We start from the raw sequence: 13180 nt of genomic DNA, 5'->3' as shown, positions 1-13180 counted from the left end.
CGACGGACGCTTTAGGCGGCGAACCCGAGTGTGAGGTGGGTTTCTAGCGGATCTTGCGCGTGTTCCGTAAGCTTAACCTAGCCGCGCACAGCTGCAAGGGCGTGGAGAATGCGCAGGACCGACGTCTGGTCGACCAACTCAGCAAAGTAGGCGGTGAGGCGGCTGAGGCCGAGAACGGAATCGTAGGCGGCTCGGCATTTGAGGGCACCTAACGGATGTTCAGCTAGGTGTTTAGTCCCGGCATTTGCTGGAGCGGGTTGAGTTTGAATCTTTCTGGCTGGGAAGTCCAGCATTTGCAGATGTATTCGTAGGGTGTGACGCCCTTCAGGGTCTTCAGCCGTCGAGCGTAATTGTAGGCGTTGATGAAGTCGGCGAGGTGAGCTTCGAGCTGATCGTGTCGATGGTAATGGTAGCGTTGGACGGTCGCTTCCTTGATCGTGCGGTTCATGCGCTCTACCTAGCCATCGGTCCAAGGATCCTTGATCTTGGTCAGTCGATCTTCGATCCCGTTTTGCTGGCATCGCATATCGAATATATGCGTGACGTATCTTGCCGCCTCGAAAATTCAGGCAGCCAGTACAGTCTCGACAAGATTCACCCAATACCCGATGCCGTAGGGGATGGCTTCGTCATTGAAGTCGTATGCCGGATGGTGCACCCCAGTGGTAGGCCCATTACCAACGAAAATGAAAGCGCCGGGCCGCGCCTCAAGCATGTAGGCAAAATCCTCGGCGCCCATTCGCACTCTTAGCTTGTCGTCCACGGCGTCAGGCCCGACAAGGTTGCGTGCCGCCTTGGTCGCCAGATTCGTCTCCTCCGCATGGTTAACTGTGACGGGGACGTACCGCTGGTACTTGAATTCGATTTCCGCGCCAAATGCCCTCGCAATGCCCTGCGCGGTTGCTTGCATCTGTCGTTCGGCGAAATCGCGAAGGCTGGGCACCAGCGTCCTCACGGTGCCGCTCATCTCAACGCGGTCAGGTATGATGTTATTGGCCTGAGCGCCATTCAACTTGGTCACGGAGATCACGAGCGAATCGATCGGGTCCGTGCTGCGCGAGACTAAGGTTTGCAGGCCGATGATGATCTGCGCCGCGATGACAACCGGATCGATAGTCCGATGCGGCGCCGCCGCATGGCCGCCCCGCCCCTTTACGACAATATCAAAATCGTCCTGCGCAGCCATGACCGGCCCATGGCAAATCCCGAACTTGCCTACCTCCATACCCGGCGCGTTATGCATGCCAAAAACTCGTGAGATGCCGTAACGGTCCATGATTCCTGCTTCGACCATCTTCTGGCCACCCAGCCTGTCGCCTCCACCGTCTTCCTCCGCAGGCTGAAAGATCAAAGCAACAGAACCTTTGAATTTGCGCGTGCTCGCAAGATATTTGGCGGCGCCCAGCAACATGGCCGTGTGACCATCGTGGCCGCATGCATGCATCTGGCCCGGCGCCGTCGACGACCAAGGCTTATTCGACGCTTCAAGAATTGGCAAAGCGTCCATGTCAGCCCTTAACCCAATCGTAGGGCCTTCGCCACCCTCGCCCTGGATCACGGCCACAATACCGGTCTCCGCTATGCCTGTCTCGATGTGATTGATACCAAACGAGGCCAGCTTCTCGGTCACAAACCTCGCGGTGTTGTGCAAGCGGTAATCGAGCTCGGGATGCTGATGCAGGTAGCGGCGCCACTCGGTTGCCTCGGCGTGCAGCCCCCGGAAAGTTTCAACGCTTTTCATATACGCGCCCCATGTTAACGGCTTCACTGATCGAGCACTTTTCGCTCGGTTGTTTTTTTCAGGTCGGCTTGGGTTGCCTGTCAGCAACTAGCCCATGCCCAGCAACTAGCCCATGCCCAGCAACTAGCCCATCCCCGTCCTCATCCTCGAAGCGAGCGAGACAGGCGCTGTAGCGCCAGTCGCAGCATTGGATCGTCAGAGGAAGTATGCGGCCCATTCGCGCAGGACTATAGTACATTCTCGAAATTCGGGTTTCTGCTTCAGGTTATTCGGCTTGTCCTTTGGACCATGCCATGACGATACGCTAAGGCCAATTGTCGCTCCTCGGGCGAGCAGAAATAAATCGAGTTCCTGCTCGACGTGCGGAAATCCGGCAAAAATATATACTTCGCGCTGGATTTCATCTGACGCCCCTTCCATCGCGCTGGACTTAAGGGTTTGCGTGAAGTCGCGGAAGCCGCCCGCGGAGAACTTGATCACTTCGGACTCGGTGACTTGCGCCAGCTCGTCGGAAGTGCCGATGGTGGTGTGGCGATCAGGTGCGGCAGGTGGCTGGTGATCGCGAGCACGACATCATGGTGATCCGCGTCATGACCTCGCCCCTTGGCGCCGAGCGTGGTCTAGAACGTACGCAGTCGTTCGGCGGCAGCCGCGTCCACGCCTTCTGGCGGGTACGATGCACCAGGGTTGATGAGTCGGTAGACCTCCTGGTACCGATGGTCATGCGCAGCGCATGCGGGAAGCCGCAATTCTTCAGCGCGCACAGCACCAGTTAGCGCTTGGTCAGGACGGCGTCGTCGCTATCGAGGTGTCGCCCTTCTCGGTCGGGAAATGGATCAGCACGAAATCGGCGACGCCGGGCGTCACCTTCAGCCCGAGCTTGCCGATCTCCTCGGTCAGCTAATTGCGCCAGTCTCGGTGAACTGCTTCGACATCTGCCAATGCGCGGTGTCCTCGATCGCGGTGACCGCGGCATACATCGTCAACGTCGAGGCGTTGAAGGGACTGCGGATGCAAGGTGTGCGTTACACTCTGTTCTCGGTGGTGGCGACCAGCTCGATGCCCATTCATAGTCGCCACGAGAAACGCAGTCGGAATAGGCGGCGTCGAGCACTGGTAACGTGTGCGAGGGGGCCGATGCGCCCCGCGAACGGCGGCTGCACATAAGCCGAAGTGAAATGATCACGCGCCAGATGCTCTCGACGGTGTCGAGCGGCATTACGCCGCGACGGCGCTCGACCAGCCGCCGCATCATGTCGGCCTCGCGTACCCGCCGGAAGGCGGAGCCCAGCTCCTGTGTCTGCTCAACGCGGATGTTGCCGCGCTGTACCGAAAGGCCATGGATCTGCTCGTCGATCGCATCGATCTCGTTGCGCAATTCCTGCAGCGACGGCCGCGCGGGCGGGGCATATGTGTCGTGGCGGGTAAGGGGCTGAAGGCGGTTCGGCCGGGCCGGCGAGTGGCATTGATTAGGCAGGATAGGCGCCCAAAAGCAAACAGAAACAATAGCGAAGTCGTCTGCCTTCACAGGGCTTCACTTGGTCAACCGGTGCTCGAGAAGGGCTTTAGCTTGACGAAATCCGCTCAAGCCACTAGCTTTGGTTGTCCCGTGGTCATTTGAGCCGGCCGGCTTGCAGCCACGTTAAACAACTCGCTAAACAGGCCGGGGACGTATTCCGATCCCGGCCGAACCTTTGTTCAGGTCGGTTTTTTATGGCCTGATTTCGGCGGCGGCGAGGGCTGCTCGCAAACGAGGTCGGTGGTCAGAGATGGTTGGCGTCACGTCGATACCGAGCCCTGCGATCAGCATCGATGAGCGGTTGCATGAAGCGGATCATCCGAGTTCAGAGATCGCGCGCTTCGGTGCGGATCAGCCGCTGCCGCTCGACTGCGGCGTCGATCTCGCACCGTTCCAGATCGCCTATCAGACCTACGGCGAGCTGGATGCCGAGCGCTCGAACGCCATTCTGGTCTGCCATGCGCTGACCGGCGACCAGCATGTCGCCAACGTCCACCCCGTCACCGGCAAGCCCGGCTGGTGCGAGACGCTGGTCGGCCCCGGCCGTCCGCTCGATCCCAGCCAATATTTCATCATCTGCTCCAACGTGATCGGCGGCTGCATGGGCTCGACCGGCCCCGCATCCATCAATCCCGCGACGGGCAAGGTGTGGGGCCTCGATTTCCCGGTCATCACCATTCCCGACATGGTGCGCGCGCAGGCGATGCTGCTCGATCGTCTCGGCATCGAGACGCTGTTTGCCGTCGTCGGCGGCTCCATGGGCGGCATGCAGGCGCTGCAATGGACCGTGGCCTTTCCGCAGCGCGTGTTCTCCGCGCTCGCAATCGCCTGCTCGACACGGCACTCGGCCCAGAATATCGCCTTCCACGAGCTCGGCCGCCAGGCCGTGATGGCCGATCCCGACTGGCACAATGGCGGCTATGCTGAACACGGCATCCATCCTCATCGCGGCCTCGCGGTGGCGCGGATGGCGGCGCACATCACCTATCTCTCGGACGCCGCGCTGCATCGCAAGTTCGGCCGGCGCATGCAGGACCGCGAGCTGCCGACGTTTTCGTTCGACGCGGACTTCCAGATCGAGAGCTATCTGCGCCACCAGGGCTCGTCCTTTGTCGAACGGTTCGATGCCAACTCCTATCTCTATCTGACGCGCGCGATGGACTACTTTGACATTGCCGGCGATCATGGTGGCGTACGGGCCAAGGCGTTCGCCGGCATCCGACGGCGATCTGCTGCAGCTTCTGGAAACCCGCGGCATCGATGGGCGCGGCGTCGGGCCGGCGCGGGGGGCGTCAACCGCTGCGTCGCCAAGGGGCTTGAGGTCGTGCGGGGGGACGTCCATACGATCTCGTCGACTATCCCGATGATACCTTCGCCTACGTCATCCTGTCGCAGACGCGAGGGGACGCAGCGCCCGGATGTCATGACGCAGCGGCAGAATTGGTTGGATGGTCAGCCTGATCTCGTCCGGAGCGCGTACCGCTATCTATGAGACCAGGCTTCGACCAACATGGCGCCCCAGGGGAGCGCGCTCCGAAGTGCGAGGGGCTGCTCGCCGCAATCCCCGGCCACTGGAAGACCACCACCTTCGCCGCAGGCTTGCGCCTCTCCAACGTAGTGGCGCCTGTAATTCTCGATGGCCCGATCAACCGCGATGCTTTCCAAGCGTATATTGTTCAAGTTCTGGTGCCCGAACTCAAACCCAGGGATATCGTCATCATGGACAACCTGTTGAGCCATAAGGGTGCGAAGGTTCGCGAGGCAATCGAGACGATGGGCGCAACGCTGCTCTACCCGCCGCCCTACAGTGCAGATCTTAAGCTCATCGAAAACGCCTTCGCCAAACTCAAGGCGTTCCTGCGCAATGTCGCCTCGCGCACCGCCGACGGCCTTTGGAGCGCTATCGGAATGCGATCGATCTCTTCACCCAAAACGAATGCAGGCTATGAACAACTGATTGGAAAACACTCTAGACGTCGAGGGTTGGTAAACTTCGGAATCTCCCCTGCCCTCGGTACGATCGGCGTATCGACGCACAAGGCAGGTCGCGCCGCGCAGGCTCTTACTGCGGCAAGCTGCATGTTCCTCTCTCAAGCATCGCCCTCGCCTTGCTTGCCGCCGATGGCGCGCATGACCTATGAGGCCAATGCGCGGCAGTTCTCGAAGATCACACCAACCGCATGCCGGCCGTTCTCGCCAACTTCTTATCACGCGTGCCGACACTGACGTCTGGCGCGCGGCCGCCTGAATGAAACGAGGTCGAGTCGGCTCCGCTTACGGCGAATTGGTGAGGCGCGCTTGTGCCGTTGGCGAGCTACGGGCAAGCGTCAGCGGCCCTGGATATCGCGAGTAAGAAGGGGCCACTCAACGGATAGCTACAAAGTTAGGAGGAACGTTCCCACAGAGGACTTCTTAGATCAGGCCGCCGCTTACTTGATCAGTGAGAATGGCGAGCCGACTCTCTCGGTCACCGCCTTGAAAATACGCCAAAGTCGGATTGGTCTGCGTCGTCGGACGCGATTGTATGGAACCCACCCGCCCTGATCGACAGTTAAGTTAGGATCACGGAGCTTTTGCACATCAAGATCAAGATGTCCTGTTAGTTTGGCGCGCCCGAACCGAGAACAAGCACCGCGCCAATAAAGCATCCGCCGCAACTACCTCCTCCTCGATGGCATTTATCGTCGAACTCCTGGTACAAACGCGCTCCGCCAAGAGTTCATGCAGCTCGCGATGTCCCAGGATGAAGCGTTCGAAAATTGTAATCTCGGCATCCACCCCATGACCATCCGCGCCGCAGGCTAGCGACGACGACCGCCACGACAATGCGCTAGCGGCCTAATAGGAGTAGTGTCATGGACAGCCCGATGATACCGCCCCCACGATGCAGATCTCATCAATTTAAGTTCACCGCGATACGCCGCGTCAGTGCGGTTTAAAGCGCTAGAAATTCCCATATTCTTTCCGCAGCGTCTCAGAATCGGCTCCTCGAGCGGGAACTGATCGCAACGCCGGGGTCTCCTCTTGATCAAAAATCGCAGCCGGCGCGATCACATCAATATTGCCGCCTGGCGTAGACACCGGCACCCGTCGCAGGTGTGGATGCCGGGATACGTCTTCTATTTGGTTGAGTCGTCCATACGCCAGTCCCGCAGCTTCCAGCTCCCTCATCGCTTCGGTGCTCGACATCTGCCCAAAGCTTGTGGCGACGATCTCATCTAATCTAGCCCGGTTGCGAATGCGCTCCATGTTATCGCCGAAGCCGGGAGCGCGGATGAGTTCCGGCCGCTTGAGAAACTTAGCGCAGAAATTGACCCATTCGCGGTCGTTCTGAACAGAGAAGATAACGTCGTTGCCGTCCGCGCAGCGATATGCTCCGTATGGCGCCAATGATGGATGGTTCACACCCGCTCGCACGGTGTGGTAACCGCTATACTCGAATTGAAGAATTGGAACATTCATCCAATCCGCAACGGCATCAAAAAGCGATACTTGAATATTCGTTCCCTGGCCGGTGCGCGCACGGTGGAGCAGCGCCAGCAATATCGCGTTGAGGGCCGTCATGCCTGCCGAGATATCGCACACAGATACCCCGACCCGCGCCGGCCCATGCACTGTCCCGGTGATGGCGCAAAGGCCGGTCTCGGCTTGGACGATCAGATCATAGGCTTTCAGATGCGACAGTGCACCGCCATCGCCAAACCCCGAAATGTCACAGGTTATAAGACGGGGAAAGCGTTGGCGAAGATCCGCGGAACCGAAACCAAGCTTTCTCATACCTCCCGGCCTTAGATTTTGAATGAATACATCCGCCTTGGCGATCATCGCGTCCAGCACTGTGCGGTCCGCTTCAGTCGTCAGGTCGAGGCAGATAGATTCTTTCCCGCGATTTAACCAAACGAAATACGCGCTCTCACCTTGGACGAGGTTGTCGTAATTCCGCGCGAAATCGCCCTCTGGACGTTCGACCTTGATGACGCGCGCCCCCGCGTCCGCGAGCCGGGAGGATGCGTAAGGCGCTGCCACCGCCTGCTCCACGGCAACGACCGTAATACCTTCAAGCGCGTTTTTCATGCGGATACGGCTTTAACATTCCGTCCGGAATCTCGGTTTCGTCGATAGCGAAGAGTGGCTAGCAATCTGCTCTGCTCATTTCCGACGATGGAAATGCCCTCATCGACTCCCATTCCAGGCTTGGCGAGTATCATGTCGGCCTGTGTCGCTACAGCAATGTTAACAGCAGCCCTTGCCGACAAGTCCGTTTCAGTGCAGCTTCCACCAATATAGGCACCGACTCCATTTTCTTTGCAGACTAATACAGCCTTGGCACTGTCAGCGATTGAACCAACATCAGGCATTTTTATCTGGATCAGATGAGCCGCCCTTGCTTTGGCGAAAAGTTCTATATCCTCCAGTGTATTGCATTGCTCGTCGACTACAATTCGGGCTTCTGTGCCACGCGCGTCAAGAAGTGCCACGATCTTGGCGTACTCCTCCAGCTGCATCTCAGTCGATCCAAAGTCCGCCGGGCATTCAATATGAAGTCGATAACCCGGGACGTCATCCGCAAGCCGCGCAATGAAATCGGCAATTTCTTCTGCTTGCATGCCGATCTCAAGACCAATCCAACCGTAAACGTCGAAATGCAAGACAGGATGATATCCAGGCTTGCCGATCTCTCTCGTGCGCTTTGCGACCCACCTGACGAACTTTCGAAACGTCTCGCCCGAAGGCCCGAACTTTTCGCGAGAGTTGATCAGTCCATGCGGAAGAATATCCACCGACTTGAGAATCATCTTGTCGACGTTGAGTTCTCTTGAATCGCCACTTTGAGCATAGATTGGAATGGGCCGCTCCGGCAATGGCAGAGAAAATTCAGAGCAGATTACCTCGGCGAGCGTAGTTCGGGCATAGTGAGCAGCAGCACGAAGCAACGCTTGGCTCACGCCATATTCGATTGCCAAGGGTAGGCGCCTATTCTCATGGTAGGCGAGGACATCTCTAGAAGCATTGAGGAAATTGGATGCGTCAGCGACGAGAAGGCGCGGCATGACGATAAATCTAGTAAGGGCTTCGATTACCTCAACCTGAAACACGGGATCGCGGCCGCCTGCGCCCGAGTACTGCACGCTCATCATGTCGCCCCAGACGACCATATTGTCCGACAACACAAGACCAATGCTGAGCGAATGCGCCGGCATACGGATACTCGTGAATCCGGCAGTCAGTGGGGTGCCCACATAGAGGAAACCGTCCTGAGCCTGGCCGGCGCGTATCGCTGCTTGATCGTCGTAGAAGAAACTGCCATTCCCAGGAGCCAGGATTACATCTTTTATCATCCCAGAGTTTCTCATTGTGCACTCAATCTCAGTTTGTCGCGATCCACGCTGTGCATCGGCCTAGCCGATGGCCGAAGCATTGGCGAAATTGACGAGCTTTAAGTTTTGGAAGATCCTTAGTCCCTCCACGCCGCCTTCGTAGCCATATCCACTCTGCTTGATACCACCAAGCGGGGCGTCCGCGGACACACCCTTTAGATAGTTCACACTGACAGTTCCTGCCAAAAGGCTCCGAATCATTCTTTGCTGGATATCTGCGGAGTCGCTGAAGACATAGGAAGCCAATCCAAATTCCGACGCATTGGCTTCCCTGATTGCTTCTTCAATCGTATCAAAGGGCGCGACGGTGAGGATAGGCCCGAAGGGTTCTTCGCGAAGCACCTGTGAGTCCGGATGAACATTGCTTAAAATAGTGGGCGCCCAATAAAATCCCGGTCGGTCGATGCGTTTTCCACCTGTTTCAAGTTGTGCTCCGCGACTGAGGGCATCCTTCGTCAGGCGTTCCATCGCTTCGATTCGTCTCGCGTTCGCCATGGGCCCCATATCCGTGCCTAGGTCTTCGGGAAGACCCACCCGGATGCGCTCTGCCGCCTGAACAAGTCGTCCCAAGAACTCCCTATAGATCGATCGCGCGACCAGAATCCGGCTTGGCGCGTTGCAGCTCTGACCCGCGCATTCAAACTTGTATTCAGCTATTGCGGAAACGGCCTTCGAAGCATCTGTATCCTCAAAGACCACCACAGGGGAGTGGCCGCCGAGCTCTAGAACACATCGCTGCAGATTGGTGGCTGCAATCTTCGCCAGCTGCTTGCCAACAGGCGTTGAGCCGGTGAAGGACAGAACTCGAACAGCAGGTGAACCGAGCAAGTGTTCGGAGATCATCGGCGGATCACCGAAAAGCAAGCTCACTACGCCGGCAGGGATCCCTGCCTCCACCAAGGCTTCTATTAAAAATACGCCGGCGCTTGGAGTCTCTTCTGCCGCTTTCAGGATTACGGGGCAACCGGCGGCGATGGGAGCGGCAAGTTTCCGGGCGTTGAGCACAGCCGGGTAGTTCCACGGTGTAAATGCAGCAACAACACCAATTGCTTCCGGTACGATCATCCGCTTCTGATCGACCGGAAATGAAGCTGACAATTGCTCCGCTCGAAGACCGTTCCACTCCAGGGTCTCAACCGCTCGGGCGTATTCCCCTTTCGCTTCTGCCACGGTTTTCCCTTGCTCTCTGGAAAGGGCCGATGCGGCAGGTTCGATTTTCGCCTTCAGTATTTGCGCTGCGCGAACGAGAAGCGCCCCCCGCTCATGGGCCGGTGTATTGGACCAGCGCAGCAGACTGTCGTCTGCAGATTTCAAAGCGTCTTCGAGATCAGAGGCAGAAGCGGCGGCGACACGACCGAATTCCTCTGTAGTGGCGGGATTGATGAGCGCCAAATCGGAGCCCTTATGGCCCGAGCGCCACGCGCCATTGATAAACAACTTGTAATTCACACTGGACATACTTCGTCCCCGCCCCTTTGTTGATCGTCACATCCGATTGCAAGGCCCGCGATCAAACTGTCGCAAGTTAAGAGCCGTTGTCCCGGCTCAGCCATGAGCCCGAGTTGGCGAGATCGCGAGGGCCCGCGTCTTCGATCTCATCGCGGATTGCCGGGGCAAAAAAACACACCGCCATCGCAACGAGCTCAGATCGTTGCGATGGGTCCTGGCAGATGGTGGCCGAAAGGCTACGACTGCTAATCGCTAGATTTTTTCTCCGCTCCGAACGAGCTCGTCCATGACGGAGCGAATTGCCCTTTCGGTGATCGAGACGATCTCATCTATTTCAGCTTTGGTGGTCACGAGTGGCGGAGCGAAACCTAAGATGTCTCCGTGGGGCATGGGACGAGCGATTAGGCCACGGTCGCGGGCCGCCTTCGAAACACGAGCACCAACTTTGAGGGATGGATCGAACCGTTTCTTACTATCGCGGTCGCTGACAAACTCAATGGCACCCATGAGCCCAACCCCGCGCACCTCACCAACGATCGGGAGTTGCGCGAACTTCTTCTTGAGCTGAGCTTGGAAATAGGCCCCCACCTCGCGAGCATTACTGGGAAGGCTCTCCTTCTCGACGATGTCGAGAACCGCGTTCGCCGTAGCGGCGCCGATCGGATGACCTGAATAAGTATAGCCATGCGAAAACGCCCCAACCTTATCAGCACCGTCTTCGAAGACGTTGTAGACGTTTTCGCCGACAATCGCGGCGGAAAGGGGAAAATAACCTGAGGTCAAACCCTTTGCGACGGTGATAAGGTCAGGCTCTATACCGTAGTGCTGAGAACCGAACATTGACCCGGTGCGGCCAAAGCCCGTGATTACTTCATCCGCGATCAGCAGAACGTCGTGTTTTTTAAGCACAGCCTGAGTCGCCTTCCAGTAACCTTCCGGCGGCGGCGTAATGCCGCCGGTGCCGAGCACCGGCTCCGCAATGAAAGCTCCCACATTATCCGGGCCAATGCGCTCAATGAGCTGATCAAGCTCAACCGCGCGGCGGGCGGAAAACTCGACCTCGGTCTCCTGAGGGTTCGCTCCCCAATAGTGATGCGGAACACCGGTCCGCACAATCTGCGGCAGCGGAAGATCCATATGATCGTGATAGAAGCTCATACCAGTCATCGAACCCGAAACGACGCTGCAGCCGTGATAGCCGCGTTCGCGCGCGATGATCTTCTTCTTGTTCGGCTTACCTCGCAGATTATTATAGTACCACACCAGCTTTGCCTGCGTCTCATTAGCGTCGGAGCCGGACATGCCATAGAAGACCTTACTCATCTTTCCCGGCGCCATTCGGACGAGACGATCAGACAGGATCGCAAGCTCATCTGTCGTGTGCGCCGCATAGCAATGATAATACGCAAGACGATAGGCCTGCCGCGAGATCGCCTCAGCCACTTCGGTACGACCGTAGCCAACATTGACGCAGTACATGCCAGCGAAACCGTCAATCAGCTGATTGCCCTGAGCATCCTGGATTCGCACGCCCTTACCGGTTTCAACAATTGTCGGCTCGCCGAGCTTGCCCGTCGCAAAGTCCTTGAGATGCGTGAAAGGATGCAGGACCGACCGCTTGTCCATCTCGCTGATCTTTTTGATATCAATGGTCATCTGTACTTCCTCTCAATTGCGAAGTGAACGTACTTGGGACTCTAGACTCTCGCCAAGGCAGCACGCTGATCGCCTTACACAACCACGCTCGATAGTTTTCATCCGCCGAAAGAGGCCGGCGCCAGCAAAACACGAGCCCACCTCCAACATGCAGCCATTCGAGGCAGGCCGCCGGCCGCGCCCTGCGGCCAACTCATGCGCATAGGAGCGACACCCAAGCTCCGCCTCAAATCGCGCAAGCGCGTCAAGACTTGTTTCTCGTCATTGAAAGGCGAGACTTCCGCCATCCCGCCGAAGGCGCCCTTCTTTGAGATCAGCACAGCGTCGCCATCATCGCCAAGCAAAGCAGCTTTCATGAAGGCCCGCCCTAGGGCGCTGGCCATTCGCCACGATGCTTGCAGCGGCCGCCAGTTGGCTTGGGTGCCCAAGCGGCCTTTTGTTGAAATGCACATGCATTCAGGATACTGGTGTTGCATACATATTTGCGTCGCATGTGCCGAACTTCGGATTATTTCCTGCACCGCTGAGGCAATTGTCGCCGCAATTCACCTAAAGGTTGGGAGCAACCATGCAGTATGATCGAACGGACGCCCGCATCCTCGAGATTGTGCAAAAGAACAATCGCCTAACGTCCGAAGTGATCGGCGAAATGGCGGGGCTTTCCGCTACCGCGTGTCAACGACGACTAAAAAGGCTCCGCTCGGAGGGCATCATCGAGGGCGATGTCTCGATCGTTTCTCCCAAGGCGGTGGGAAGATCTATTCAGATGCTTGTGCTGGTCAGTCTAGAGCGGGAGCGGGCAGACATCATTGACAAGTTCAAGAAGGCCATCAAATCGTCGGCTGAAGTCGTTAATGGATTTTACGTCACCGGCGACGCAGATTTCGTACTGTACATTACCGCGCGCAGCATGGAAGATTATGAGCAGTTCACGAGACGGTTCTTTTATGAAAATCCGAATATTAAGGGTTTCAAGACAATGGTCATAGTAGATCGGGTAAAGGTCAGCTTTGCCATTCCGATCGAGCCCCCCTCCGAAAACTAGGTCTGGCTTCGCTCACTCCGCAGTATGCGTCTACGCTTTTTTTCCTCGCTGACGCATCCCAAGAAAGAAGGAATCCGCACCGTTATTTTTCTAGTCTGTGCGGCTCGGGGGGCCAGAAGAGAGGGCAATCCCGCCTAGATCGCGGCTCACTTGGTTATGTCACCGGCTCACCGATGGTTCCAGTCAAAGCACAGGACCTCAGCGAGCTTCGTCCAGGTTCGGCTGATCACAAGGGAACAGCGTCGCAAGGCGACCCGGACGTCAATGTTTTTTTCACTCGCTACAGCAGCGGCATCAATTTCAAGGTCAAGACTGCAGTCGAACTTGAGTTGCCGTGCCTGGTCGCGGAAAGCTCCCGGCAAAAATGAGGTATCATATCTGGGCAGCTGCGC

General features: G+C 57.5%; 8 protein-coding genes, 6 pseudogenes and 1 riboswitch. Of the genes and pseudogenes, 4 read left to right on the top strand and 10 right to left on the bottom strand.

Annotated elements, in window-relative coordinates; all coding sequences use genetic code 11:
• Positions 1-223: 223 nt before the first annotated feature.
• The 6 genes and pseudogenes from KUF59_RS07075 to KUF59_RS07055 form a co-directional block, all read right to left on the bottom strand.
• Positions 224-538: pseudogene (locus tag KUF59_RS07075) on the bottom strand (integrase core domain-containing protein); the annotation flags it as partial.
• Positions 539-565: 27 nt separating this feature from the next.
• Positions 566-1741: a M20 aminoacylase family protein gene (locus KUF59_RS07070; protein WP_258769011.1), complete on the bottom strand. Its 1176-nt coding sequence runs from the start codon at positions 1739-1741 to the stop codon at positions 566-568.
• A 426-nt stretch (positions 1742-2167) separates the two neighbouring features.
• Positions 2168-2425, bottom strand: a pseudogene (locus tag KUF59_RS07065) (prephenate dehydrogenase dimerization domain-containing protein); the annotation flags it as partial.
• 16 nt (positions 2426-2441) lie between these two features.
• Positions 2442-2754: pseudogene (locus KUF59_RS07060) on the bottom strand (aminotransferase class I/II-fold pyridoxal phosphate-dependent enzyme); the annotation flags it as partial.
• Positions 2755-2758: 4 nt separating this feature from the next.
• Positions 2759-2882, bottom strand: a pseudogene (locus KUF59_RS44280) (histidinol-phosphate transaminase); the annotation flags it as partial.
• 4 nt (positions 2883-2886) lie between these two features.
• A pseudogene (locus KUF59_RS07055) lies at positions 2887-3128 on the bottom strand (chorismate mutase); the annotation flags it as partial.
• Positions 3129-3340: 212 nt separating this feature from the next.
• A riboswitch (SAM riboswitch) is annotated at positions 3341-3420 on the top strand.
• 90 nt (positions 3421-3510) lie between these two features.
• On the opposite strand from KUF59_RS07055, the gene metX reads away from it, so the two are divergent.
• Positions 3511-4752 (top strand): homoserine O-acetyltransferase MetX, encoded by a 1242-nt coding sequence (metX, locus tag KUF59_RS07050; protein ID WP_258769010.1) that lies wholly within the window; start codon positions 3511-3513, stop codon positions 4750-4752.
• 71 nt (positions 4753-4823) lie between these two features.
• A pseudogene (locus KUF59_RS07045) lies at positions 4824-5209 on the top strand (transposase); the annotation flags it as partial.
• Between the two features lie 994 nt (positions 5210-6203).
• Here the strand turns inward: KUF59_RS07045 and KUF59_RS07040 are convergent.
• From KUF59_RS07040 to KUF59_RS07025, 4 genes are all read right to left on the bottom strand, one after another.
• Complete coding sequence (locus tag KUF59_RS07040) at positions 6204-7334, bottom strand: CaiB/BaiF CoA transferase family protein (RefSeq protein ID WP_258769006.1); 1131 nt, start codon at positions 7332-7334, stop codon at positions 6204-6206.
• Positions 7331-8599, bottom strand: coding sequence for a methylaspartate ammonia-lyase (locus tag KUF59_RS07035; protein ID WP_258769004.1), 1269 nt, complete (start codon positions 8597-8599; stop codon positions 7331-7333). Before KUF59_RS07035 ends, KUF59_RS07040 begins: the two co-directional genes overlap by 4 nt.
• 60 nt (positions 8600-8659) lie before the next feature.
• Complete coding sequence (locus tag KUF59_RS07030; RefSeq protein WP_258769001.1) at positions 8660-10096, bottom strand: aldehyde dehydrogenase family protein; 1437 nt, start codon at positions 10094-10096, stop codon at positions 8660-8662.
• Positions 10097-10339: 243 nt separating this feature from the next.
• The gene (locus KUF59_RS07025; RefSeq protein ID WP_258769000.1) at positions 10340-11743 is read right to left on the bottom strand and encodes an aspartate aminotransferase family protein; all 1404 of its coding nucleotides are present in this window, start codon (positions 11741-11743) and stop codon (positions 10340-10342) included.
• Positions 11744-12311: 568 nt separating this feature from the next.
• Here KUF59_RS07025 and KUF59_RS07020 point away from each other — a divergent pair.
• Positions 12312-12788, top strand: coding sequence for an Lrp/AsnC family transcriptional regulator (locus tag KUF59_RS07020; RefSeq protein WP_258768998.1), 477 nt, complete (start codon positions 12312-12314; stop codon positions 12786-12788).
• A 173-nt stretch (positions 12789-12961) separates the two neighbouring features.
• Positions 12962-13156 carry a hypothetical protein gene (locus KUF59_RS07015; RefSeq protein ID WP_258768997.1) on the top strand — a complete coding sequence of 65 codons (195 nt, stop codon included), beginning with the start codon at positions 12962-12964 and terminating at the stop codon, positions 13154-13156.
• The last annotated feature ends 24 nt before the right edge of the window (positions 13157-13180 follow it).

Source organism: Bradyrhizobium arachidis, from assembly GCF_024758505.1.
Lineage (GTDB): Bacteria > Pseudomonadota > Alphaproteobacteria > Rhizobiales > Xanthobacteraceae > Bradyrhizobium > Bradyrhizobium manausense_C.
The sequence above is the reverse complement of the archived record's forward strand: the minus strand, read 5'-3'. Positions and strand labels throughout refer to the sequence as shown.